At 56.1% G+C, this 25,599-nt stretch carries 21 protein-coding genes and 1 pseudogene; 10 read left to right on the plus strand and 12 right to left on the minus strand.

The genetic code is table 11. The annotated features are described in order from the left end of the window. The first annotated feature begins 111 nt into the window (after nucleotides 1-111). On the plus strand, nucleotides 112-1,035 hold the full coding sequence (locus tag NO345_RS18435) for a MarR family transcriptional regulator (protein ID WP_256301717.1): 924 nt from the start codon (nucleotides 112-114) through the stop codon (nucleotides 1,033-1,035). A 37-nt stretch (nucleotides 1,036-1,072) separates the two neighbouring features. Here the strand turns inward: NO345_RS18435 and NO345_RS18440 are convergent, their stop codons facing one another. From NO345_RS18440 to NO345_RS18455, 4 genes are all read right to left on the minus strand, one after another. After that, a complete protein-coding gene (locus NO345_RS18440; protein WP_256301718.1) occupies nucleotides 1,073-1,507 on the minus strand; it encodes a PIN domain-containing protein in 435 nt (144 codons plus the stop codon). Then, the gene (locus NO345_RS18445; RefSeq protein WP_256301719.1) at nucleotides 1,508-1,759 is read right to left on the minus strand and encodes an AbrB/MazE/SpoVT family DNA-binding domain-containing protein; all 252 of its coding nucleotides are present in this window, start codon (nucleotides 1,757-1,759) and stop codon (nucleotides 1,508-1,510) included. A gap of 757 nt (nucleotides 1,760-2,516) precedes the next feature. Then, nucleotides 2,517-3,059 (minus strand): transposase, encoded by a 543-nt coding sequence (locus tag NO345_RS18450; RefSeq protein ID WP_256301720.1) that lies wholly within the window; start codon nucleotides 3,057-3,059, stop codon nucleotides 2,517-2,519. 149 nt (nucleotides 3,060-3,208) lie between these two features. After that, nucleotides 3,209-3,622 (minus strand): MarR family transcriptional regulator, encoded by a 414-nt coding sequence (locus tag NO345_RS18455; RefSeq protein ID WP_256301721.1) that lies wholly within the window; start codon nucleotides 3,620-3,622, stop codon nucleotides 3,209-3,211. A gap of 128 nt (nucleotides 3,623-3,750) precedes the next feature. On the opposite strand from NO345_RS18455, the gene NO345_RS18460 reads away from it, so the two are divergent. Continuing rightward, entirely contained in the window at nucleotides 3,751-4,299 is a 549-nt protein-coding gene (locus NO345_RS18460) for a DUF8170 family protein (protein WP_256301722.1), read from the plus strand. Nucleotides 4,300-4,376: 77 nt separating this feature from the next. On the opposite strand, the pseudogene NO345_RS18465 reads toward NO345_RS18460, so the two are convergent. From NO345_RS18465 to NO345_RS18480, 4 genes and pseudogenes are all read right to left on the minus strand, one after another. Beyond that, nucleotides 4,377-4,747 (minus strand): annotated as a pseudogene (locus NO345_RS18465) (hypothetical protein); the annotation flags it as partial. A 363-nt stretch (nucleotides 4,748-5,110) separates the two neighbouring features. Next, nucleotides 5,111-5,686 (minus strand): hypothetical protein, encoded by a 576-nt coding sequence (locus NO345_RS18470; protein WP_256301723.1) that lies wholly within the window; start codon nucleotides 5,684-5,686, stop codon nucleotides 5,111-5,113. Nucleotides 5,687-5,924: 238 nt separating this feature from the next. Continuing rightward, nucleotides 5,925-6,956 carry an MBL fold metallo-hydrolase gene (locus NO345_RS18475; RefSeq protein ID WP_256301724.1) on the minus strand — a complete coding sequence of 344 codons (1,032 nt, stop codon included), beginning with the start codon at nucleotides 6,954-6,956 and terminating at the stop codon, nucleotides 5,925-5,927. Nucleotides 6,957-7,153: 197 nt separating this feature from the next. Next, on the minus strand, nucleotides 7,154-8,284 hold the full coding sequence (locus tag NO345_RS18480; protein WP_256301725.1) for a mandelate racemase/muconate lactonizing enzyme family protein: 1,131 nt from the start codon (nucleotides 8,282-8,284) through the stop codon (nucleotides 7,154-7,156). Between the two features lie 1,593 nt (nucleotides 8,285-9,877). Here NO345_RS18480 and rdfA point away from each other — a divergent pair. Then, complete coding sequence (rdfA, locus tag NO345_RS18485; protein WP_303647097.1) at nucleotides 9,878-10,504, plus strand: rod-determining factor RdfA; 627 nt, start codon at nucleotides 9,878-9,880, stop codon at nucleotides 10,502-10,504. 418 nt (nucleotides 10,505-10,922) lie between these two features. Further along, a complete protein-coding gene (locus NO345_RS18490; RefSeq protein ID WP_256301727.1) occupies nucleotides 10,923-12,872 on the plus strand; it encodes an archaea-specific SMC-related protein in 1,950 nt (649 codons plus the stop codon). 81 nt (nucleotides 12,873-12,953) lie between these two features. On the opposite strand, the gene NO345_RS18495 is transcribed toward NO345_RS18490, so the two are convergent. After that, entirely contained in the window at nucleotides 12,954-13,748 is a 795-nt protein-coding gene (locus NO345_RS18495) for an IclR family transcriptional regulator (protein ID WP_256301729.1), read from the minus strand. A gap of 571 nt (nucleotides 13,749-14,319) precedes the next feature. On the opposite strand from NO345_RS18495, the gene NO345_RS18500 reads away from it, so the two are divergent. Together NO345_RS18500 and NO345_RS18505 are read left to right on the plus strand one after the other, a co-directional pair. Next, nucleotides 14,320-14,862: a cupin domain-containing protein gene (locus tag NO345_RS18500; RefSeq protein ID WP_256301731.1), complete on the plus strand. Its 543-nt coding sequence runs from the start codon at nucleotides 14,320-14,322 to the stop codon at nucleotides 14,860-14,862. Nucleotides 14,863-15,073: 211 nt separating this feature from the next. Beyond that, entirely contained in the window at nucleotides 15,074-15,604 is a 531-nt protein-coding gene (locus tag NO345_RS18505; protein WP_256301733.1) for a cupin domain-containing protein, read from the plus strand. Nucleotides 15,605-15,766: 162 nt separating this feature from the next. Here NO345_RS18505 and NO345_RS18510 read toward each other — a convergent pair whose 3' ends face one another. Continuing rightward, nucleotides 15,767-17,467, minus strand: a complete 1,701-nt coding sequence (locus tag NO345_RS18510) for a thiamine pyrophosphate-binding protein (RefSeq protein WP_256301735.1) — start codon at nucleotides 17,465-17,467, stop codon at nucleotides 15,767-15,769. Nucleotides 17,468-17,672: 205 nt separating this feature from the next. Further along, nucleotides 17,673-18,653: a TatD family hydrolase gene (locus NO345_RS18515; protein WP_256301737.1), complete on the minus strand. Its 981-nt coding sequence runs from the start codon at nucleotides 18,651-18,653 to the stop codon at nucleotides 17,673-17,675. Between the two features lie 163 nt (nucleotides 18,654-18,816). Here NO345_RS18515 and NO345_RS18520 point away from each other — a divergent pair, with 163 nt between their 5' ends. Then, nucleotides 18,817-20,502 carry an ABC transporter substrate-binding protein gene (locus tag NO345_RS18520; RefSeq protein ID WP_256301739.1) on the plus strand — a complete coding sequence of 562 codons (1,686 nt, stop codon included), beginning with the start codon at nucleotides 18,817-18,819 and terminating at the stop codon, nucleotides 20,500-20,502. Between the two features lie 70 nt (nucleotides 20,503-20,572). Beyond that, nucleotides 20,573-21,568 (plus strand): ornithine cyclodeaminase family protein, encoded by a 996-nt coding sequence (locus NO345_RS18525; protein WP_256301741.1) that lies wholly within the window; start codon nucleotides 20,573-20,575, stop codon nucleotides 21,566-21,568. On the opposite strand, the gene NO345_RS18530 is transcribed toward NO345_RS18525, so the two are convergent. Next, nucleotides 21,569-22,792, minus strand: coding sequence for an iron-containing alcohol dehydrogenase family protein (locus NO345_RS18530; protein WP_256301743.1), 1,224 nt, complete (start codon nucleotides 22,790-22,792; stop codon nucleotides 21,569-21,571). It lies immediately after the preceding gene. 148 nt (nucleotides 22,793-22,940) lie between these two features. Between NO345_RS18530 and NO345_RS18535 the strand changes: the two genes are divergently transcribed. Further along, on the plus strand, nucleotides 22,941-23,915 hold the full coding sequence (locus NO345_RS18535) for a quinone oxidoreductase family protein (protein WP_256301745.1): 975 nt from the start codon (nucleotides 22,941-22,943) through the stop codon (nucleotides 23,913-23,915). 99 nt (nucleotides 23,916-24,014) lie between these two features. After that, nucleotides 24,015-25,556, plus strand: a complete 1,542-nt coding sequence (locus tag NO345_RS18540; RefSeq protein ID WP_256301746.1) for a class I adenylate-forming enzyme family protein — start codon at nucleotides 24,015-24,017, stop codon at nucleotides 25,554-25,556. Nucleotides 25,557-25,599: the final 43 nt, after the last annotated feature.

The following is a 25,599-nucleotide window of genomic DNA, read 5'->3' on the forward strand; positions in this document are numbered from 1 at the left end:
CCGGCGAATCCATAGTTTTGTTGGTTAAGACGGTGGGGACGGCTCTCGTGCCTGCTGACTGTAACACTACTCGAAACTTCTTTATATACAAGTTTCGTACTATGTTACAACGTGCTCCGGCGCATCGAACTCGAGGTCCTCGCCACGGTCTACCCCGGCGACACGATCTCCGAGCTCGCGACGAAGCTCGACCACAGCGAGAGCTACCTCTCTCGTGCCGTCGCCGACCTCGTCGAGAAGGGGCTCGTCTACACGGAACGCGACGGCCGTCGAAAACGCATCGTCCCGTCGGATGCTCGCGCCGTCGAGCTCTATCAGGACCTCGTCCGCCAGCACTCCCACATCGAGTTCCCTGAACTGCTGACCGGGAAAGCACTCGAGGTGCTGTACTACCTCGACCAGCCGCGAACCGTCTCCGAGATCGCCGACCGGAGCGACAATTACCGCAACACGGTCAACCGCGTCCTCAAGCGGTTTCGCGACCGTGGGCTCGTCGGGACGGCCGACGGCCGCTATGACTTCAACGCGGACTTCGACAGCCTCCACGAGTTCGCCCGTGAACTCGCACACCATCTACATCGTCAACGCCTCGAATCGGTCGCCCCGAAGGGCACGATTCTCTGGGAGGACTACGACGAATTCCTCGCCCAGGCTGAGACGGAGATCGAGGCAGAGGGGTTCCACGAAACCGGACTCGCTCGATTCGCGGCCTTCGACCTCCAGTTCCTGCTCACCGGCCACCGCTACTACGTCTACTCCGAGAATCTCGACGCAGTCTCGCCGGCGGAGCTCTGCTGTCACACGCTGCTGATCGACGACGGCAGCCGCCACCGCTCGTACTGTCTCCTCCTGCTCAGCCACGTCGACGTCGACGAGGCGGCCCTCCGAGAGCAGGCGGCGAAGTATGGCCTCGAAGAGGAAATCGACGTCTTGCTGCGCTACCTCGAGACGCACGGCGAGGTCGACGACAACCGTCTCGTGGAGTGGGACGAGTTCCAGGAGCTGGCGGCTGACTACGAGGTGCGACTATCCTGAGACCAAACATCGTCAGCAGCCGTGCCGTCTGCCAGCGTCAATTCGGATCGTAGGGATTCGTTGCTGTTTCGAGTCGATAGACATCCTCGACAGCGTCAAAATCGTCGTCGAGCGCATACAGGTAGCCGAGCCCCTCGGTTTGCATATACGCGACAATGCAGGCGTCGACGAAGGAGAGCGGTTCGTGTTGGCGAAAGAGGGCCTTCCCTGTCGCGAGGGCGTCGGTGGTGAGTGAGTTGATGTGGAAGCGGGCGTTTTCTTCGATGCGATCGAGAAGATCGACAGCTGCGTCGTGGCCGGCGTGGGTCGTGAGGCCGTTGAGCGTTTCCGCGAGGACGTAATCCAAGACGACTGCCTCCGGGAGCGTTCCATTGTCGATGCCCTGCAGCACGGGAAGCGCGGCATCGTGTGAACTATCTCGTCGGTATGCGGCAGCAAAGAGGACTGTCGTATCGATGAGTGCACGGGGCATTTACTCGACGTCGACGCCCCAGGCGTCGTGTTCGCTCATTACGTCGGTCGGTTCCTCACCAGCGTAGCCGTCGAAGTCGGCGAACGTGCCTGTTTGCTGTTGGATGACGTGGACCCGAATGCTCCCGTCGTCTTCGAGCTGCCAGCGGAGTTGATCACCATCGTCAATATTGAGTTCACGCCGAATCCGGGCGGGGATGTTTGCCTGGTTTCCAGACACCTTGCTTTCGGCGTCGATTCTATCGCTGCTCATACCTCCCGGTATGTGACCGGCCGTGAAAAGCCTAGTGTGCCGCCACACTACCCAGTACCAGAAGAGTGATTCCGACGAAGAGGATAGTGATCTCCCCCGAGTTCGTTGGAAGCCAGTCGTCTGATAGAGGTGCGAGCGCATAGTACCGTCTTCAGGCGGAGGTTGAGCGACACTCGGCCGCCGACCTTCCATCGGAATCTCTCTGCTGTGGCCCAACGTAACACGGAATGCGACGGATTCGGTGAGATGCCGTCCCCAAACCACGAGGGGTGGCGAACCAGCGGTGGTTCGCACGGCGATGACACGGAATCCGGCGGGGCCTCATTGGCCGGGCCACAGCCCTACGAGGGAGATAAACGAGAGTTCCCCCGGTGTGTCGCCGGTTCCCTCCGAGTGCGGGTTGGAACCGAAAGGCGACGACCGCCCGAATCCGATGGTCGGATTCCACGTCCTTCAGGGCGTGGAGGAGGTCAATGGGAACGCGGCCCTGTTTGAATTTGTATTCGACGCGACGCCGATGCTTAGAGCCGCCTTGGGGTGAGTGCTGCTGCCAGTCAGGAGAGTTGACACCCTCCCCGTCCTGAACAGTAGACGCTGAATCAAATCGAGGCCGGTGGAGGATCATTTCCTTCAACAGCTCAGTTGGGGCGAATCCGAAACGGAGACCGAGGGACCGCCGCCGACCGGCGGCGGTCCCGAGCGTTGCCACTCAGTTGGGGCGTTCTGACCGGCCGTCCCGGTTGGTGTGACTCAGCCGCTAGTCGTAGTCTGTCGAGAGGACGAACGTCCGGAAGATTCGCGTTGAGAGTGGCGGTTTCGTCGGGATCGTTCCACCCGAGAGGAGGACGTTCGCCAACACCCACAGGTTGTACAGTGAGACCGCAAACAGAAAGTAGAACAATCGTACCGAGAACGTCGGCGACGACGTTCTCGGCAGGAAGTCGCCGATCTGGCGATACGATGTCTCGATACCCCAGCGGCGGCGGAACGCCGCCGCGTACGCTCTTGCTGTCTCACTTTCTACGTCAAGGTTCGTGACGAACCAGATGTGTTCATCCTCGCTCGTTCGATGAGGTACGGCGAAGACGGTGACGTCAACCGACGCTGTTGGCTGGCGCTTACGCTGCATCCGATAGGCATCGACGACCGTCTCAGCGCCGGCGCTGAGACGGGCTTTCATCCCCGTACTCGGTCGGGCACGCACGATGAAGTCGACCTCTAGCTGTTCCAACTCCGCCACGACGTGAACCTGGTAGAAGCCCCGGTCGAGATAGACGTTCTTCTCTCGTGTAGGTTCCACACGGCTTCCTGTCGAAATCGAGCGCCGGATACACCAACGTTGAGGCCGCCCGACAGACCTGTTTTGCTTCGGCTGTCTCGACCATTCCTGAGACTACGAACCGCAGCCTCAGTTAGGTTCGGCAACTACTGTTCACGGCGGGGAGGATGTCACGCTTCTTCCGGACGGGGAGCGTTCTCGTACTTGACCATCTTCTCGGGCTTGTCGGAGATGGTGTCGTAGATCTGCTGGAGGGTCTTCTCCGCGGCGAGCAGGTTGTGGTCGTCGAGGAACTCCCGCCCCGTTTCGGTGAGCCCGTAGAACTTCCAGGGGTAGCCCTGACGGCGCTGGTCATCGTTCAGGGAGACTTCCTTGACGATACCGACGTCGATGAGCTTCTGGATATGCTTGTAGACGGTCGCGTCGCTCACGCTGGGGTTGAGCTCCTCGAGTTCGTACATCGATGGGAGCTGGTCGGGGTGTTGAAGGATGTTGTTGATGAGAGAGAATCGTGTCTGCTGAGTGACGAAGTGGATCAGTTCGCGAGACTCCATCTCCTCAGCAGTCCCAAGGTCGGTGCTCATACCGTACAGTACACGACGAAGCGGCAAGTAGTTTACCCTTGAGTAAAACACCCTGGAGTGAACCACAACCACTTGAGTGAGTGATTTACTCCATAAACCATACCTCTCCACCATGAGAAACTCGCAGTATGCCTGATGAGGAGTCGCCTGTTCCTGATGACGTTCTCAAAAGTGCCAAAGACCAGCTTGAAGATGAGGAAATAACGCTGGCCGACAACGAGGAGGTCCTCCACGCCTTGAGCGAGTTGACTCCGGTCTACGAGAACGACCGGTCGTACTTCGTCCTCGGGAACTACGACCGGGAGCCAATCCGACGGCTGAACCTGGTAGTGGACCGTCTCAACCGTCGCACCGACGCATACGCGTTCCGAATGGTCGATATCCGTGGAGAATGGGACAACAGTATCCAGAAGTTCTGCCTGATCGCCGATATCGTGACGTATCTCGTCGGTGTCGCCGAGAAGGAGCCAAGTGACTTCCTCGTCGAACAGGGATTGCTCGTCGGTACAACCGAGTTCTTCGCGAAAAGTCACGTCCTCAAGCGGGAGTACGAGGACGAGGACCACCCGTTCGGTTGGATGCAGGACGGTGTCTTCGAACTATTTGACCAGGAAGGACGGCTCTACTGCTGGCGAACCGAGGAGGACCTCGTTGACGTGACTGGTGAGCTGCCGTAACAACGGGTGGGACGATCGATACTGCCTGAGTTAACCAACGCAAGCGCGGTCTGGAGAGTCCTGTTGGTTAATCAGGTTTAGTCCGGGTCAGCTGGGAGCCGGCCGTCTGGGCGGGGAACGCGGCCCCGTTTGATCTCGCGATCGACGCGACGCAGGTGCTTGCAGCTGCCTTCGGGTGAGCGCTGCTGCCAGTCGGGACAGGTACACGATTCGTCGACGACGTCGACTTCGTACCTGTTACCGGACGCGGACTGTACTTCGTAGCGGCCACCTTTCGAGAGGAGTGAGTCGTCCATCGCTTCGGCGACGGCACGCTTCGTGCGGGGCTCGGGATCGTTCTGCGACTGTTCGTTCTCGTCGACGACCAGCCGGTCGCGACCGTAGTCCGTCGGCCACCGTCCGTAGCTACGGCTTCCGCAGAGCCACTAAGCCGCTCGTGGAGCACTTCCTACACCGGATGGCATTGACGACCCCATCAAAGACGTACGGGTAGGTGGGCCAGCCCGGTCGCGACGGAAGTCTGGTCATGGCCTCGGCGGCAAGGCGGCAGTCGTAGCAGTCGACATCAGTCCGAACGGACAGTGGAGCGTCGGTTCCCTCGCCCCCGAACAGGTGGCGCCACTCGGCGTCGATGTAACTTCGATCTTGAGGTAGATCTCCTTGGTGATCGCGTTCCGAGATCCAAGTTATTCGAACGAGATGGAGTCTTCCGCCGGGATGAAGTAGTTAATGCTGGAATTCGATGCCAGTACAGGGCTTTCTCCGGATTCTATTTCTGGCTGATGGAGTCACCGAATTCATAATTTACTTGTTAAGTGGTTGCTTGTCTCCGGTTCTTCCGGCCTACTATACTGACGACATATACCCCGACATCTGTTTCTGATTCTTGGTTGCTAATGTTCAGGATTTCTGAGCCACCTGGTTTTTCAGAGACTATCTCGAAATTGATGTCGAACATCGGGGTTGCGTTAATGAATAACCGTCCAGCGTTAGGTCTCGAGCTGACATCATCAACTCCTCCTCGACTGATAGAGCGAAGGCGGTCTTCGATATGCTCTTTCTCATCCTTTGAAAGCTGGTAGTAAGTTTCTGCAGCTCTATCGCTTGCATATACCGATAGAGTGCCTTCTAAACCAAGCTCGCGCAAATCTTCTTTCTCAAGCAGACTCTGGTCCTGGAATTCATAGAGTTTTTCAGCGACTGTATCTTCGTTACTTGCTTGATTACTGGTAAGAACTGTTGCGATGCTAATTGCAGCCCCGATAATCGTTAAGCTTGAGAACAGCAGGTAAAATGGGTACTGAGTCGATTTGGAGACGACGAATGAGACAGCTGCTGTTAAAGCAAGGATTAGAAGGGCTGTCACGGCAATCTTCAGACGACTCATAACTATTCGACTGATACGTTCGAGTGGTTTGGTTATTCCTCTTCTGGAAGATTAAGTCAGCTTCTATCAGAGTTTTCGTATGCGTTAACGACCTCGTCCTTGTGTTCGGTGAGTTTGTGAACCGTATAGTGATCCCACTGAACGTTGTCGAAGACGCCGATGTGTCGTTTGAATCTACCGAACGGCTATTCCAGCGAGACAAATTGGAACGATAGGATTTCAACAGAGCTGGAAACATCTACACGGTAGAATTCCCACGTCTAAAATTCTCGCTCCAGATCCCAAGATCAGTGAGGAGCGATTCAGAGTCTGAGACCAGATTTGACCGTGCTTCGTCAGTGATCTCATAACCCTCGTCAACTCGCCTGGCTAATCCTTTACTATAAAGATGTTCAAGGTGTGCGAACGCCTCACCGGGCCCATGTAAGATATGAATTCCTGACAGATTACCAAATAGATTCTCGCTTATGTGCCACGCAGTTGATGGACCCTCTTGATTGAGGATATTAAGAATCTGGATTGCGCGGGCCTCATGGTGTTTAAGGATCTCGATTGCTCGTTCAGTTGGATTTCTAAGAACACCGCGATGTCCTGGATATGCGACATCGAGATTCATCTGAATAATATTGTAGAGGGTTTGGACATACTCTTCCAGCGGATTGTCCATTCGGACGTCGGCACCACCGACATTTGGTGTATATTTCGGCAATAATGCATCCCCAGATATGAACGACCTCTCCCCATCTTTAGTGAAATAAAATCCAGAGAGTCCAGCTGTGTGACCCGGCGAATGTACGACTTCAAACGTCCATGACTCGACCTCGAAGCGATCTCCTCCAACAAATGTTTTGACATTCATCCCGTATTGGTTGGAGTCACTGGTCTGAAGAAATGATAGTAATTCTTTCTGGGGCGACGTTGGTACTCCCCATTCTCTGAATCGCTTTTTGTATATATGTGACATTTGTTTAAAAGCACTCGATGAGTGAGAAACAAGTGCTGCATCTTCCTCGTGAATATAAATTTCTGCACCACTTTCTTTTTGAATATTTTTCGCTAATCCAATGTGATCTTGATGCCAATGAGTGAGGAATATACGTTCAATGTCTGAAAGCTCCAACCCGAACTCCGTTAGTGATCTCACTAACGTCGCTTCAACTTCCCTGGATGCGACACCTGTGTCAATTAGAGTGGGTGACTCCTCGATGTCAAAAAGATAGATGTTATTATTGCCCTCAAATTCGTCATTTTCAAGGTTGATCTGCTCCATTACCCCGTCTTTGTGTTTTGGACGCATAATCATATGGGGCGACATTATGGCCGTTGTTCGTTTAGAGAGTTCCATCAGAGAGAGAAGCTTGTGTTGGCTCTCTGACCGCATTTTCGTATAAGTTGGTTTACTGGATACAATCAATCCTACTTTACTTCATAGTACGTTCGACATTTAACCGCTGGAAGAAGTCAAGCTTAGTCTACGCGGTATTGAGCGACTGCGTCTCTGTCAAGAGTCACTCCAAGTCCGGCAGTATCGGGTACAGTAAACGTCCCGGTCTCCGGTGTCCATTGTGCCTGCTCTTGGACGAGAGTATCGGTAGCATGGACGTGGAGTGCGCCTGTGGGATAGGTGATGTTGGGACAAGAAGCAGCGAAATGTGCGTTTGCGGCAGCACCGACGCCGAGTTCGAGCATACCGCCCATGAAACAGGGAAGTCCATGGGCATCAGCTACTGTCGCAACGTCACTAGCACGACTGAACCCTCCCGCCTTCCCGAGTTTGACATTCACGATATCGCAGGCGTCCGCGCGAGCGAGGGTCGCAACACTTCGAGGACCGAAACAGGCCTCGTCGGCGAGGATTGGCGGGGAAACACTTCCCCGGAGACGGGCCATCCCGGCGATGTTATCATAGTCAATCGGCTGTTCGACCAACACGAGACCGCCAGCAGCGTCGTCGAGAATCGGAATACGGCGGAGTGCTTCGGGGACTGTCCAACCTTGATTCGCATCGATTCGGATTCGGGTGTCGGGTGCTGCCTCAGCGATCGCGGTAATCGCCTCGCGTTCAATCGCGAAATCGGGGCCGCCAACTTTTATTTTGATTGCCGAGTAGCCCGCATCAGTCGCCTTTTTAACATCGCTCCGGACTTTCCTCGGTTCTTTGATGCCGATTGTATAGTGGAGGTCTATCGAGGGTCTCTCGTTCGCTGGCCCACCAAGGAGATCATATACAGGGAGGTCACGTGCCTTTCCCAGTGCGTCCCAGAGTGCCATATCGATGCCACAGAGGGGGAACGGTTCACCAGGAAGAGCCTGCCAGCAATCGTCGATGATGCGAGGGATGTTCTCAAGTCGTCGTCCTTCGACGACTGGTGCGAGCGTCTCTTCAATGAGTGAATTGACAGCTCCTTGTGAAAGACCGTGCGGCCATGAGGAGAGTGGAGCGGATTCACCAAGTCCAGTTACACCAGCGTCGGTTTCGATCTGGACAAGAACGTGTTCGAATTTATGTTCGGCTTCGGATGCGAGTGAGAGGCTAGTCTTGTATGCCGTTTCAGCGGGAACAGAGACTGGGATGGTCTTGACAGCTGTGACTTTCATATCGACACCAATTTCTCGAACTGCGGTTTGACAATGCCGTTGGGAAAACTGTAGTGGGTTCTCGTTCGAAAACGACTTTGGGATTTCACACCTTAATGGTAGCAGGTTCAGTCTAAAAATACCCCCTCACAAGGGTGGACCTGAGACGAGGCCGATATAGATTGGAATGATCGAATTGATGGACGTCACAATGAAAAACAGGGCCTCATCGATCGGACACAATAAATAAGTGAGGAGAGATAACTGAATCGATGTAATCAGTTGGAGTACCTCGATTACATATCCCTGTTTTGTGGTAAGGTACGGTGAATCGCGTATTCTGAGCCACAAATTGGGCTGGAGTCGGATAATCAGCACAGGGTGTGCGGCGATCTGTGGACCGGGCCGAACCCGCATCGTCGACGTGGTCGAATGGCAGCACGGGACCGCGTCTGGAAGCGTGCTGCAGTTACACTCCTCCGTCGCAGAATTCCACGTACACCATCGCTGACCCTGCTCCATCGCCTGTCGCGACGGTGACGTCGAGGTTTCGTTACGGCCGATTTTGGGCTAAACGACCTAGTGGATTCATCCGTCCCGGCTCCCGCTAACGCGTGTCCTTGCGTTCTCCGTCTCTGGAACTACGCTCACAGTGTCAACGACCCGCTTTAGGATAATGTTGTATAATGTTAGTAGATATCCGGGCCAACTGTGTATCTCGATAACCAATCGACTGAACACATAACAAATAGTCTTAATATATGTAAATTTTATATTATCTAGTTAAGGGCCTCGGCGGCTGGCGGTCATCTCACCGAGTGTTTCAATCGGTTTTTGATGCTTATAGTATTGTGAAAAATATAAAAATTCTGTGTGCGCTTGTCCGACTACAATCCAAGAAAGATGGGACCACCAGATCAGAAATTTAGAGGTGAGAAGTCAATTTTCGATGAGATTGTGTCCGGGCAACCCAATTTAACTCTCAACTCCCCTAAAATGGTCTACTACGCCCTAATACCTATAATGTGGTCAAGGGAAATGCCACCTTGGAGAGACCGTTTCTCTCGGAGTTGCTGCAGGAAGGTAGCTGGTGGATCGGTGCTGTGATGGCCGAATGATTGGGCGTCCATACTCAACTTTGCACTCGAATATATTGTTGTATATCATCAATACTATTGCCGGTGATTCTGATTGCAGTCGAGCTTAAATACTCAACTAGCTATGAGCCGTTGTTCCCCTTTGAATACTTGATCAGTGGATGGAAACGGCAGCAACGGCCGCAACGGCCGCAACGGCGTCACCGTCTTTTTTCTCCAAATCTTCATCAAAACCGGTGTTGGGGATCTCCCTGAACATGTCTGCGAGCATTTGACCAAATCAACTCAACGCCCCGCCCACTCCCCAATCTGACTTATCTATACAGTGCCGGGCAATCAATGATAAATCTGATAAATAACTAAAACAGTAATATTCTATACTATATCAATCGAACTGGGTTTGGACAACCGAAACAGGGTTGCAAATCATGGTTTTATGAGGCTGATCGTCCAAATTGAATATCGCCGTCCTCAGAACCGTAGGATAAAGTATTGTCTTTGTGTAGCCACCTATAACATGGTACCACCGAACCGATCGGGATCGTCCGCTTCGGGGCGTCGATTGAAAGTCGTACGACTGATTGACGAGTACGATCTATACGGGGTGGGTGACACGCTGGAAGAACAGTGGACCGCTGAGGAAAACCGCTTGAGTCTTCGGAAGCTAGCTGACTATTTCAATGAGGAACTGATACGAAGCGAATTGGAGCGGGCTGACACCCAGCTGCTCAACGGCGAGGTCGAAAACATCTATAGGCTACTCACGGACGATACGGTGAGCAGCGCGGAGCGGACGCGGGGACGGCGACGGTTAGAACAGGCAGGCGTCGATGTCGACGAGCTAGAGAGCGACTTTGTTACCTATCAGGCGATCCGGACGTACCTCTTGGAACACAGGGAGGCAGCCTACGAACGCAGAGACGTGGATCCAATTGAACGCGAGGTGACGAACCTCCAACAACTTCGGGGTCGTGTCGTCTCAGTCGCCGATGGGAAAGTCAAGAAGCTCCGCGACAACGGAGAGCTCACGCTGGGAGAGTTCAAGACGATGGTAAACATCCAGATCCTCTGTGAGGAGTGCAACGCCCGGTTCGACGTGTTCGAACTACTCGAACGCGGTGGTTGCCGCTGTGAGGAAGAATAAGCGTCGTTGAGGCCATCTAACCAGTGAGATTCTCATAATCGGCATGGCTGCCATCGAGTAGTGCTCCGGCAATGTATTCGAACCACTTTTACTAGCAAGAGACTGTAACGATAATCGCAGCACTCGAAAAACTCTGCCGTATTCCGTTCAATTACGACCAGTGCTGTTCTATCGACGCTGGTGTCCTCGATTCGGAATTATACGTCCGCGATGTAGGAAGGCACTTCTAACCATGATGGCGCTTGCTGCCGGGGGTACAACTGCTCCCCACTCCTCGCTCGATTGAGAGGAGAGAACAGATATAACAGTATTAATTTTGTTATGGCAGTTGATCCCTGGATTAGGATAACAAAATTAATGCTGTTAGTGTACCGCGTGGCACCACAGTGTTAATGTAGGGTCTGGGAGAGAGGGGAGTATGATGACTGAACACGTCCAATCTGACGTGAAGTTAAAAATCAGAAACATTGGCGGAATCGACTCGGCGGAGTTCACTTTCGAGCCGGGTGTCACTGTACTGGCGGGACGCAACGCGACGAACCGGACTTCTCTGCTCCAGGCTATTATGGCCGCCAACGGGAGTGAAAATTTCTCGATCAAGGCAAACGCTGATCGAGCGTCCGTCGAAATGACGATAGACAGTGAAACATACGAGCGGACGCTAGTCCGGAAGAACGGAACGATTCGCACCTCTGGCAACCCTTACCTCTCGGATGCGACGCTCGCGGACCTATTCGCGTTTCTCTTGGAGTCAAATCCAGCACGGAGGGCGATCGTCACGGAGGCCGACCTCCGGGAAATCATCATGCGCCCAGTCGACACTGAGGAGATCCAACAGGAGATTGACCGTCTACTGGAGAGGCGGCGCGAGGTCTCTCAACAGCTCGATGATCTCGACGATCTCAAGAGGCGACTCCCATCACTCGAACAGGAGCGAACGGAGCTCCAAGAACAGATTGAGGAAACGAAAGCGGAGCTACAGGAGGTTGAGGCGGAGATTCAGAACCACGACGCCACTGTTGAGGAAAGTCGCGGGGAGACAAATGAAGTCGAACAGCGGTTAGAAGCTCTCCGCGAGAAGCGATCGTCGCTCGAAGACGTCCGGTACGAGCTGGAAACTGAACAGAATAGCCTCGGCTCACTCCGGCGTGAAAAGCAGGAGGTACAGCGAGAACTGGAGGAGCTCCCTGAGGCGTCATCCGAGTCGGTGACCGACCTCGAATCGAGGATTAGTGCCCTACGATCGGAAAAGCAGGATTTAGAAGCCGAACTGAACAAAGTTCAGAGTGCGATTGGCTTTAACGAGGAACGGTTGAAAGACGGGAACGAGTCCTCCTTACAGGCAGTCCTTGATGACGATGAAGACGGGGGGACCGTCACGGACGAACTGCTCCCCGACAGTACGATTACATGCTGGACCTGCGGGAGCGAGGTCGAGAAGAGCCAGATTGAGACGACCGTCGAGACGCTACAAGAAGTCAGTCAGGACCTGGTTGCACGGACCAGCGACTTCGACGATGAAATCGCCAAACTCTCTGACCGAAAGAACGAACTCCAGAAGCAGAAGCGGCGGAGAGAACGACTGACTGAACGGTTGAAGGAACTCGATACTGAAATCGACGAGACCCAAAGCCGAATCGAGACGCTCACCGAGCGGCGAGAGACGCTTCAGGAGGCAGTTGAGGCACTCGAATCGGAGGTCACAGAGCTTGAAAACGAAGCGTACGAGGAGGTGCTCGACCTTCACAAAGAGGCCAACCAGCTGGAGTACGACCTCGGACAGCTCGAGACCGACCTCGAGCGCGTAACCGACAACGTCAGCAGCATTGAGGAGCGTCTAGGACGAGAAGAAGATCTACAAAAGCAGCATGAGGAGCTAAACGGGGACATCAAAGATCTGCGAACGCGAATCGACAGGATTGAACGACAGGCGATCGAGCAGTTCAACGAACACATGGAAGAGATTCTAAAGCTCTTGGAGTACAATAACTTGGACCGCATCTGGCTCAAGCGACGTGAGACCGAGGTCCGAGAGGGCCGCCAGAAGGTAACCAAAACTGTGTTCGACCTGCACGTCGTTCGACAGACCGAAAACGGTACCAGCTACGAGGATACGGTTGAGAATCTGAGCGAGAGCGAACGGGAAGTGACTGGTCTGATATTCGCCCTCTCAGGGTACTTCGCCCACGACGTGTACGAGACGGTCCCGTTCATGTTACTGGACTCAGTCGAGGCGATCGACGCAGACCGGATCGCGACGCTCGTTGAATATCTCGACGGGTACAGTGAGTGCCTCGTCGTTGCGTTGTTGCCCGAAGACGCTGCCGCACTCGACGAGTACCCTCACCTGACCCCTGCCGACAGGTAGCGCCTTAGCGGAGAGACCCGATTGCAGTGAGGATTGGAACAGATCGTCGGGAGACTGGAACCCTTCCTCGAGGAGCCACGATTATCGCTGGTCGCTTTCGAACAGGGGGCCCTTGTCGGGATGTGCGCGGATATTGATCTCGAGTTCGTTCGCCGCTCCGAGGACCTTCTGTTTCAGATCTGTCTGGAGCCTTTCTTTGGAAAGCCGGTGTGCCGGGCCAGAGACGCTGATAGCCCCGAGTATCCTGTTTTCACCTTGGATGGGGGCACTGATTGCGTGCAGACCCTCGACTGACTCCTCTAGGTTGAACGCAACGCCGCGCTCCCGAACCTCTTCCAGTTCTGACTTTAACTCGGCCTGGTCAGTGATTGTGTATTGCGTGTATTGAGGCAGCCCTTCCGATTCGACAATCTCTTCGACCCGCCCGGCTGGCAACTGTGAAAGGATCGCCTTTCCTGCAGCGAGATGATGGAGATGGGTCCGGTGACCGATGCTCGTGTAAGTCTTGATGGATCGGTCACCCTGGGAACCGTACACGTACACTGCTTGTCTGTTCTCTTCGACGATTCCCCAAGTTTTTTCGTCGGTCTCAGCCGCTAACTCGTCAATCACACCTTTTCCGAAGGCGTACAACTCCTGCTGTCGTTGTGCCTCAGTCCCGTACTCGAGGAACTTCAACCCCAGATGATACCCATCTTGTGTTTTCCGCGCGTACCCAGCCTGTTCGAGCGTGACCAGGTGTGAATGGACCGAACTGTTTGCAAGGTCAACTTTTTCAGCTATTTCGGTGATCCGTATACCGTTGTTCTCTCGGAGGATCGCCATGATCTCGAACAGCCTTTCGTCCGATTGTACCGTTCGCCCTTCTTTTGTCATCCCTATAGGGTCTATTGTAGATGACTATATATGACAATTTCGGTGTGACCGAATGGAGTACTGGGAGTCCCGCGGGAAAATAATCGTTAAGCAAATTAATTCACGAAGAAACCACTTGTCTAAACAGAATAATGGCTTTCTCAGGGGCTCTAACCGATCTTATGGTGGTTTAAGCACTAGACTTCGTCCATGGGGAATATTAACAATCGACTAGCTCTCTCTGAGAAAAGTTTAAACACAAGTAAACATCATAGGCATTTCCTTGATTCGTGGCTGTCAGTGCAGACCATGATAGCTGTTCACATAATGCACTTCTGGGCTAATCTTCCGGATTTGTTCGGCAGTACCAACGAACTGTGGTATCTATGCTGCAGATTCGTGGTGTAATTAATCTGTTGTCTACGAGGAGAGAGGTAGTTATCCGAGCTGTTCCTTGTCTCTGCCCCCGGAAATACTCCACCTCGTATGAAGCATGATAGATGACGTGGGATTGTCTGAGGGTAGTTGTAAACCGGGTCAGACACTTGACCACGGAAACCATTATTACGTGCGGGATTAATTACCAAGTCGCATGGCAAGTGAGATTGACTACAGCGTCCTCCCGAACCAGCAGGCATACAAAGTAAAAGCGGAGGACTGCCCGGTGATCGGCGAGCCCGGATCGGTTTCGAACGAGGAGAACAGCCAAGAGATACGGGAAACAGTCATCACGAACGATTTCCACGTAACTTTCACTACCGGCGAGCCAGGAGACATCATTCCCTGGCACACGCACATGCCGAGCCTCTACCAGGTCCTATTCACGATGGAGGGAGAGTGTATCTGGCACTACAAGGATAACGAGGGGAATGAGCAGTCGATTAGAGCGGGACCGGGCGACGTTGTGTACCTCCCGGGAGGCGCGCAGAATAAGGTTGAAGTCGTCGGTGACGAGTCCCACACGCACATGGGTATCTATCCGAAGGTGCCGATCCCGCGCGTAGAACAACTCGTGGGCGAGGCTGAGAATACCTACGACCCCTGGGAACTGTCGGAGTCCCATGTCGGCTTGCGGATTGACACGGACAACGATGAGGTTCGCCACATGGACGATGATGCTGTCTCAACCGAGTAACTCCCGAAGCTGTTCGGAGTCTGCCAACCGTGCGCTCCACCTCTTGCAGGGGTCGGCGAACGGCTTGGAAACGTAGAGACACTCGAAACACGCGTAACTGCCAGCACTGTCCGCACTGCCCAACAGGCGGCCACTTAGATTCATCTAACCAATTTATTTCCGCCTCCAACCAATAGAATTATATACTTCTGAAGCAGTACGATTTATTGTAATGGCTCAAATAGACTACTCTGCGCTGCCTAAGCAGAAAGCGTATCGAATCAACGTCGATGAGGCACCGATAATCGACGAGTCAGGCGACATGGACGAGGACGACGAAGGTGCAGCCGCGATACGGACCCCGATCCTCACCAACGACAACATCATCACGTGGACGACGGGGCAACCCGGCGACGTCATCCCGTGGCACACGCACAGCCCGGAGATGTACCAGATTCTGATTAACATCGAAGGGCGCTGCGTCTGGCACTACAAGGACAACGACGGAAACGAACAGTCCATCGAGGGTGGACCTGGTGACATCATCTATCTTCCTGCCGGCGCTGAGAACAAGGTCGAAGTCGTCGGTGACGAACCTCACACCCACATCGGTGTACTCCGCCGGCCGCGGGTCCCGCGAATCGAGCAACTCCTCGGGGAGACCGAAGGCGTGTATGACCACCGTGAGTTCCCCGCGGCGTTCGTCTACGACGACATGAACGACAAGGTCGTCCGCATGGACGAAAACGCGGTCTCCGAGTAACCCGAAACAAACGCTGGCTACTGTCACCCACTCAGACTGACGGCGGCGGATACATCTGTGCGGTTCCGCCGTAGTCTCACATCCACATTCTATTGCATGTTACGGCACTTGGACGGACGTCAGCGCCGGCGAACAAAGTCCCCCGGGAGTGAGCTCAGTCGGTCACTCATGGAGGCCGCCACTCATTGATCGATAGAAGGAGGACTGCAGTCCGTCGTCGCCGAAGACATCGTGCTCGCCCTCGATGCGGACGTCCAGGACAGTCGCAACGTCGCTTGCCATGGCATCTTCCAGTGCAGGTTCGAGTTCGGACGGCTCCGTGATTGAGACGCCGTTCGCGCCGAATGATTTGACCGTCTCGGCGTACTCAATCCGGTTGAAACGCACACCATGAATGCTGCCTCGCTGGGTCTCGAAGTCACGGACCGAGCCGAGTGCGGCGTCATTGAGCACGAGGAATGTCGGCGCAACATCCAGTTCGACAGCGGTCTCGACAGCAGTCATCGTCATTGCGAATCCCCCATCACCGGAAACGCTTACCACGTCGTTTTCGGTGGTCAGTGCCAGCGCAACCGCTGCTGGTGCGGACCAGCCCATAACGCCAAGACCGCCCGGACCGAAGAAGGTCCGTGGCGACTTCGACTTGAAGTAGTTGAACAGCCACATCCGGTTATTGCCGGCATCGGAGCAAACGTACGTATCTTCGTCAACCACTGATTCAATGGCTTTTACAGCGGTCGTCGGCACGAGCTCGTCCACGTTGTCGATGTTCGGTTCGAATGATGCCTTTGCCTCTGTCGCACGCTCGCTAGCATCGTCATCTGTTCGTTCTCCAAGAGCAACGAGTTCGCGAAGGGATTCGGCGGCATCACCGATCAGCCCGACATCGGCTGGGTACACCCAGCCCGCATTCCGAGAGTCGATGTCTGCGTGAATAATCGTCTGTTCTTCCGGACGGATGAACGAAGGTGCACCCCAGTTGACGTCATTAGGGTTGAGGCGACAACCGACGACAAGAAGTACGTCAGCGTCGCTGACGAGCTGGTTCGCCCCCTCCTGTCCGAACGCGCCGATGACGCCGCCAGCAAGGTCATGAGTCTCCGCAATGGTCGATTTACCGAGAAAAGACGTCGTTACGGCGCAGTCGTAGGCCTCGGCAACGGCGGCAAGCTCCTCGTGTGCGCCGCTGGCGTGAACGCCGTTCCCCGCGATAATGACTGGTCGATCAGCAGTTTCGAGCGCGGATACAGCGGCGTCAAGGTCACTTTTGAGCGGGCGTGAGCGCCAGTTCCGCGTCTGGCTCGCTGGATCCCACAGCTGCGGTATCGAATCCTCCGGCAGATCGGCACCGACGGCGGAGCCATCGAGTATCACTGCCGTTGGTCCTGGTCGCCCGGCTGTCGCGTGTTTGTATGCAAGTTGGGTACACCGAATCGCGTCGGCCCCTGAGTTTGCGTACCACCACTCTTTCGTGAATGAATCGAAGATCTTTGGCAGGGACATTCCACCGTAATCTCCTCGCGACTGTTGGTATGGGGATAGCGGTGCGTAGTCACCTCGCTCCGACGCATCCGTGATTATCAGGAGTGGCGAGGAGCCGAAGTGCGCCTCCATCGCTCCCTGAGCACCGGTCGAACCAATCCAAGGTCCTTGCCCAGTCAGAACAGCCGGCTTTCCGTGAATGCGACCATACGCCTCCGCCATGAAACTTGCTTCGCGTTCGTCTCTTGCCCGAACGAATGTGATCTCTGAAGAAGAGAGCTCTTCTATGAATTCGATGACTCGTCCTCCAGGGAATCCGAACGCGTACTCGATTCCCATTTTTTCGAGGTCCGATACGAGCCTCTCGATAACATCGGTCATCGTTCATTCCTCCGCGGTCCAGACCTGTGAACTGCGAGACTATCACGGAGTACGGTTGGTTCTACCATCGGCTGCTGGCCGAAATTCTGCACCTTCATTTGCCATGTGTGAACATACCGTGATGTTAGAAAACTGTTTCGCAATGTCATCTGACATACCGGGCCGTAGATGGACGCGAACCTACGTTTACAAACCGCGCATTGTCTCAGAAACCGAGTAAATCCTGAGGATTCTCGTAGACGACGTTTCGGATGTCTGAATGGGAGACCCCAAGCCGGGAAAGGTCCAAGATAAGGCGCTTCATTGTGTAGGGATCGTGTTTCATCGCACCGAGCATGTCGGTGTCGACGATAATCCGCTCGGAGCCGTATTCCTCAATGACGCTGGCGACAAGGTTCGCGTCTACACCTCTGAACCAGGGGGAACCGACGCTAAATCCGAGATAGCAGTTGGTCCCTTCGAGGACGTCAGCAACAATCGTCTCGTCGGCGTGGTCTATGAGCACTCGCTCTTCAGAGATCCCGACCTCGTCGACGAGTTCGAGGTCGATCCCGAGCGCTGCGCGCTTTGCAGTCTCCGGCTCGAAGTGCGCTGCCGGAAAGTCCGCGTCAAGTTCCTCGTAGTAGTCTGTGTACTGATCGCTAACGGTGTCTTTTCCACCTGGTGTGTGAACGATGACGGGAAGTCCGGCGTCGTCGGCGATACTGAACTGTTCTCTGACGACTGCGCGTTGTTCATCTAGATCCCACTGGAGGGTGTGCTGGGAGGAATCAATCCCTGTCTCACCGACGGCGACGACAGCGTCTAGGTCACAGTAATCAGGGAGGTGAGCGAGCGCGGACTCCGGGTTGGTGACGCGTGACCAAGTGTGGATACCAATTGCGAGGTATTGCTCGTAGAAGTGCGAGTCGTTGAATCGGGCCGCCCGGCGGATTGCGTCGTCCCAGAGAAAGCGGACATCTTCGGCGGAGACGGGACGGTATGGTGACCAGTAGTAACTTGCCGCAATCATCACTGTGGCACGACAGCCGCTGATGTCGAACGCTTCCCTCTCATTCCAGGTGAGCGACTGCGTGTGCTGATGGACGTCGATCCAGGGGATTGTGGTACTTGAGCACACCGAGTCGTCCGATTCCGATACAGGATATACGCCGATAGGCTCCTTCGTTGGCGGGGTCCCGTCCATGCTAGCATATCTCGAAGTCTGTATTTAATATTATCCCGCGTTGGCGGGGCATCGGTATACAATCAAGCCGCGTTTAATCTGAGCGCACTTGATAACCGATTCAGCCAATAAACCCGCCAACCCAGGGGAAAGATTATTATAGAGTGATAGTATCTATCGTGGTATGGTCCAACAGACAACGGATCGTCGATCGTTGCTCAAGTACGGTGGACTGGTCGGCTCAGTGATGGTTGCCGGCTGTTCTGGTGGTGGCGACGACAATGGTGACGATAATGGCAACGACGATGGGAATGGTAACGGCAATGGTGACGACAATGGAAATAACGACGGCAACGGAGGGGGTCAAGAGACCTTCTACTACACCTCCGAGGCGACGCTCGAGACACTCGATCCTCGGGACATCACCCAGACGACGGGACACGCTTGGAAGTTCCTCTCGTATAATTCACTCCTGAAGGTCGCGTGGGATTCTGAAGAGGAGCAGGAGTACATCACGGGCGACCTTGCGGAGGACTGGGAGTGGCTTGAGCAGGATGGTGAGACAATTGTCCAGTTCCAAATTCGCGACGGAATCGAGTTCCAGAACGGCGACGCGGTTGACGCACAGCTCCTTGCAGACGAGGTGAACTACTGGCTGGATCCCGAAACAGAGTCTGCTCAGGGCCAACAGACGTTCGTCGCGGGCGGTTTGGAGCGAGCGTCAGTCGACAATGATTCGACGCTCAACTTCCACCTCGAGGACATATGGGCTCCTCTCGAGCAGTACGTCGCATATTACATGCCGCTTGCGAACCCTAACGTACGGGAGGAAGTCGGCCCCGACAGTTTTGGAACGGAGGGGCACCCGGGCGGCAGCGGACCCTACGAGATCGTCGAGTGGAGCGAAGGTGATCAACTGGTCCTCGAACGGTACGACAACTACCACGAGGAGGGTCTTCCCAACTTTGAGCGCGTCGAGGTCGATATCCTCCCCGAAGCGAGTACGCGGTCGGCCCGCCTCGAGACCGGTGAGCTTCACCTCGACCCGTTCATCAATGCAGCGACACTGGTCAACCTTGAGGATACCGATGGCGTCGTGACTGATACCCGCGCGTCGCCGATGTTCCTGTTCTCGGCGTTGGACCACAGCGTTGAGCCGTTGGGCGACAACCGTGTGCGGCGCGCCCTTCGGAAGGCCGTCGACGCAGAGGCGCTGATTCAGACGGCATACGAAGGATTCGGGTCGCCAACGTCGACTGTCGGACGACCGGGTTCGTGGTACTACTATGAGGATATCGACCAGATGAACCGCTACGACCCGGAAGGTGCCCAGCAGCTCCTTGAGGAGGCTGGGTACGGCGATGGGTTCGAACTCACGATGCACGCCGCGACACTCCAAACCTACGAGACCATGGCTCAGGTCGTCCAATCAATGTGGGGTGAGATCGGTGTAGACCTCTCGCTGCAAAGCACCGAGTACTCCGCCATGTATGGTGACATCGCGGAGGGTAACTTCACTTCAAACATTGGCGAGTATCGTAACGACGACGACCCAGACAACATGGCTTGGCAGTCGATCCATGAGAACGGTCGGTGGGCAAACTTCAGCCGTGGATGGGAGGAACAGGATCCGGAATCGTATAACGCCTACATCGAGAGTATGGTTGAGGGCCGGTCTGTCGCCGACCCCCAGGAGCGTCGCGAAAATTACCGCGAAGCGTACCAAATCTTCGCCGAGGAGATGCCAATGCTCGTGTACGGTGTCGTCGACAGTATGATGGCCTACCGCGCGGAGCTGGGTGATGTTTGGCACCATCCGCGCGCCCAGAACCCCGGCGAAGCGCTCAGAGAGCTCAGCTGGCAGGGATAATCGACTCTCCGAGTCGTCGGCGCGGCTTTCCGTTGGTGGGGTTTATATTGTTTCGGCATGTTCAGTGGATATGGTTGCAACTGAAGCGACGCCACTGTTTCTCGCAGGGGATGACATCGCAGAGTACCTTGAGCCGGAACGTTGCATTGAGGCCACGATCGACGCGTTCGAAGACAGGGGCCGGGGCGGTGATGCAGCACCACGACTCTCGCTTCGTCGAGACGACCCCGTCGGGAAGCTGGACAGCTATTTCGCGCTCCTTCCGCGAGAGGGCGTTATGGGTGGGTACGTGTATGCCGCCGGGTTCACCTCAGGGGGCCCCTGGTTTCTTACTCCGCTGTTTGACGCCGAGAGCGGGAAACCTCTCGCGTTGATCGACGGAGCGGCGATGAATCCACCGAAGACCGCCGCTGCTGGTGCGGTTGGCATTGATGCGCTCGCTCGCGAGGATGCGAACACGCTCGCGATATTTGGCTCCGGGGGGCAGGCTGCCGCACAGCTCAGGGCCGCCGCGCATGTCCGGGACCTCGACGCGGTGAGAGTGTACTCGCCGACGCCCGAGAACCGCGCTACGTTCGCCTCGGAGTTCGACGAGGCGTTGGACGCGGCTGTCGAGGCTGTCGAATCACCCGCAGCGGCGTTGGACGCGGCCGACATCGTCATTACGGCAACGCGTTCGCCCGACCCAGTGTTCGATGGGGCGCTCCTCGAACCTGGGACCCACGTCACGGCGATGGGTCAGTACTCCCCGTACAGTCGCGAACTCGACTCCGAGACTATCGCCCGCTCCCGGTATGTGCCCGACCTGCGTGCACGGGCATTCCAAGACGCCGGCTCTTTCCTCGCCGCAAAGGATGCTGGTGTCGTCACTGACGCGCACGTCCACGCTGAGATCGGTGAGGTCATCGCCGGGAAGGTGCCTGGCAGGACGGATTCCGAACAAATCACCGTCTTTGACAGCGGTGGCACCGGCATTGAGACCGTCGCTGTCGCGAACATGTTGTACCAGCGCGCAGAGGAGGCTGGAGCCGGCCAACGGCTCTCTTTCGAACCGCTCAGCTACTGACTACCAGGCCGCTTCGAGAATCTTGACGACGTCTGCGGTGGTCGGCTCGAACCCGGTCGGGCCATTCTGAAGACCGACGTCCTGCGTAATTGCGTTGGCGATCTCGGGTAAAGCGGCCCGTTCGACCCCCTCGACGGGTTTGAGGCCGTCGGGCAAGTCGAGCGCGTCGCGGATAGCCCTGACACGCTCGACGACGGCAGCGGCCGGATTCGTCGCGTCGGTCACGCCGAACGCTCTGGCAAGCGGCGTCACTTCGACGATGTCACGAGTGAATAGGTGCCGGAGAACATGTGGGGCGACGATTCCGTGGACGGCGCCTTGCTGGATCGGGTACCGTCGGGAGATGATGTGCCCGAACGCGTGAATAATGTTGTATTTGTTGGCATTTGCAACCGGGTCAATCAACCCGTAGGAGGTTAGGTATACGCCGACAGCGGCTGCACCCAGCGTATCGTGGTCGGCGTCCGCGAGTCGTGGTAGCGTGTTGTCGAGAATGCGTAGTCCATGAATTGCGACGGCGTCGGTAAGTGGATTCGCGTGCCTGGAGTACAACATCTCGATTCCGTGGTCCATCCCGTTCATAGCCGAGGCGGTTAGGATGCGTTCCGGCGTGCTCGCGAGGAGCTCCGGATCGTAAAATAGTGCTTGTGGAACGACTTTCGGGTCATAGATTGGTCCTTCACGAACCCCCCCGTCATCATCTGTGGCGGGGTAGTTCACCCCCGCGGCACTGGTTAGTTCGGCACCCGAGTACGTTGTCGGGACCGCGAATACGGGTGGTTTCGGTTCGTCGAGTGTGGGGAACTCAACGGTCCCGTCCGCGCCGACCTGCGCGTGGAAAGACCGCGGCTCGCCGTCTTCTGCAGCGACGACACTCATCGCGCGGGCTACGTCCATACTGCTGCCGCCGCCCAGTGTGAGGAGGCCATCGGCGTCGACTGCCTCCATCCGCTTAACGCCTGCCAGCACGGTGTCGATTGACTTCTCCGGCGTCGTCTCTGCGAAGACGCCCGCGAGACGGTCACCGGCACCTTCGGTGACGGGGTCGATCACAGCGGGCGTCTTACCGACCGTTTTCCCAGTAACGACCAGTGCCCGCTCGACGTCCGCACGAGCGAGCACGGTCTCGATACTTTCGACACAGCCAGCACCGTACCGGACAGTACTCGGTCCGTACGCGTACTCGAACTCTTTGGGTACATTAATCTCAAGAGGCGTCGTCATGTACACGAGAGAACGGGTAGGAAGTATTTATATACTGCCACGGGCCGCGACGTCGAACTACTCGGGAAAGAAGTTCGTGGGCTCGCCGGCCACTACAACGAGAATTCTCAGAGTGAAGCTTTTTGACTCATCCTGCTGAATAACACCTATGAAAGCGGTTAGGTACCACAAGTACGGAGACGAGTCGGTAATGGCGCTCGAGACTGTCGAGCGACCGACGACGGACGAGGACGATGTACTGGTCGAGATCGAAGCAATCGGGGTGAACCCGGTCGACGCGAAGCTGCGGGAGGGGGCATTACCGCAGAAGCAGCCGTTGCCACAAACGATGGGGACCGACCTGGCTGGGCGCGTCGTCAGCGTCGGCGGGAACGTCGATTCGTTCGACCTCGATGACAGGGTGTACGGCACCGGATTCGGTTGGGGTGACTCCGGTACGTACGCCGAGTTCGCTGCCGTTCCAGCGGATCGGCTGGCAGCACTCCCGGACGGTGTCACGTTTACTGATGCAGCGGCGTCGGCTCTCGTCGGTGCGACTGCCTGGCAGACACTCATCAATCAAGGGAACCTCACCGTCGGGGATGCCTGTGTGATTCACGGTGGAACCGGCGGGGTCGGACACATCGCCGTCCAGATTGCAGTCGCCGCGGGCTGTCACGTCGTCGCGACGGCTAGGGGCGGGGAGCCGATCGAAACCGTAGAGCAGTTCGGCGCGGTCGGTGTCGACTACCGGTCCAACAGCCTAGGAGAAGATCTTCAGGATGCTCTCGGCGGGCGGGCAGCCGATGTTGTGCTGGAGACGAACGCTGACGCGAACCTGGCTGCGGACCTTCGTGTCGTCGGGCGAGACAGCACGATCGCCGTCATCGGGACCGGGGGGTCGGTCGTGTTGTCGGCGACAGAGGCCCTCGATGCGATGCTCGACCGCGTCGATCTCCGCTTCTCGTCGATAATGTCCTCGTCGAATATTCACCGGCGTGCGCTCACCCGCCTCGCGACGTTGCTGGACGCTGGTGACGTGAGCCCGATCGTCGCAAAATCGTACCCGCTCGAAGACGCAGAATCTGCGCTCGCGCACGCACAGGCCGCGAATGTCATCGGGAAAGTGGTTATCGACGTGTAGACAGTCTCAAACGAGTTGAAACGCGGGACCCGGGTCGTCACTCCTCCGGCGGTCTCTGTCGGCGAAATGTATAAGTTCCCAGTGAACGCCGGTGGATGTATGCGGATCGAGACACTCTTGCAGCGACGGATAGACAAAACACCAGACGCGACGTTTCTTACCTTCTCCGACTCGGAGTACACATACCGGGAGGTCGGGGTTCGCGCACGACGATACGCCAGTGCCCTCTCGTCGTACGGCATTGAGGCCGACGACAGGATTGGCGTGTTTCTGCCCAATGGCCCGTCGTTTCTGTTCACCTTCTTCGGGGCGTGCTACCTCGATGCGGTCGTCGCACCGTCGAACCCGGAGTACACGGTGCGCGAACTCGAACATTCCATCAACTTGTCGAACCCGCGGGTGCTTGTGACGACGAGCGGCCTGTTGGATGTGGTTGAATCGGCAGCGAGCGATTCGAGCGTCGAGCGCATCCTTGTTGTCGACGACGAGAGCGAGCACGATTCCCTGCCAGCCCAGGCGTCGAGCTGCGAGCCGATCAAGTTCGATCCCGATTCTGGCGCGTCGTCGTCGGTCGCCGTCCACGTCTACACTTCCGGAACTACTGGGCCACCGAAGGCGGTTGAGGGAACCCACAACGGGTGGACCACGAGTGCCATCGACTTCCAGAAGCGGATGGGATTGACACACAAGGATACGCTGCTGACGTCACTGCCGTTGTTCCACGCAAACGCACAAGTCTACACGACCCTGGGTGCGGCCGCTGCCGGAGCTGAAGCAGTAATCCGCGAGAAATTCTCCACCTCGCGCTGGTGGAAGTGGTGTCGGGAACACGGTGCGACGGAATTCAATGCTATGGGGAGCATGCTGAAGATGCTCGACAACTTGCCCGAAGCGGAAGACGACACAAATAATCCAGTCGAGTTGGTGTTTTCAGCCGGCACCCCACCAGAGCTAATCGAGCCATTCGAGGAACGGTTCGACCTGCGTGTCGTTGAGGGGTACTCCCTGAGCGAGGACCCGCTGCTGACGTTGAACCCGACTGACCCAGCGAAGCGACGGGTCGGGAGCGTCGGATTGCCACCGGCGGAGAAAGCGATTCGCGTCGTTGATGAGGACGGCAACGAGCAATCAATCGGGGAGAAAGGGGAGATAATCATGCGCTCGCCAGGATTGATGAATGGCTATCACAGCCAGCCCGAGCGGACGGCGGAGGCGATCCGCGACGGCTGGCTTTACACGGGCGATTACGGCCGGGTCGACGAAGATGGATTCGTTTACTTCCTCGATAGGAAGAAAGACATCGTTCGTCGTGGCGGCGAGAACATCTCTTCCCACGAGGTGGAGGGTGTGATCAAGTCGCTCGACGGAGTCGATGAAGTGGCGATTATCCCGACGCCCGACGAGTTCTACGGAGAAGTGGTGAAGGCACTCGTGAGAAAGACACCGGACGCGGACCTCGCTCCGGCGGATGTCGTGGCCGCCGTTGAGGGCGAACTCTCCTCGTTCAAAGTCCCCGAGTACGTGGAATTCGTTGAGGAGTTCCCGTACACGCCGACGGGGAAGATACAGAAGGAGAAACTCCGTGAACGCGAGCAAACGAATGAGGTCTCCCACTGGGAGCGACCGTTCGATACCTCATAGTCGTCGACAGCTGAGTGTTCACCCACCAGTGCTTTTATATCGG

This window comes from Haloarchaeobius salinus (assembly GCF_024464185.1).
In the GTDB taxonomy this organism is placed as follows: domain Archaea; phylum Halobacteriota; class Halobacteria; order Halobacteriales; family Natrialbaceae; genus Haloarchaeobius; species Haloarchaeobius salinus.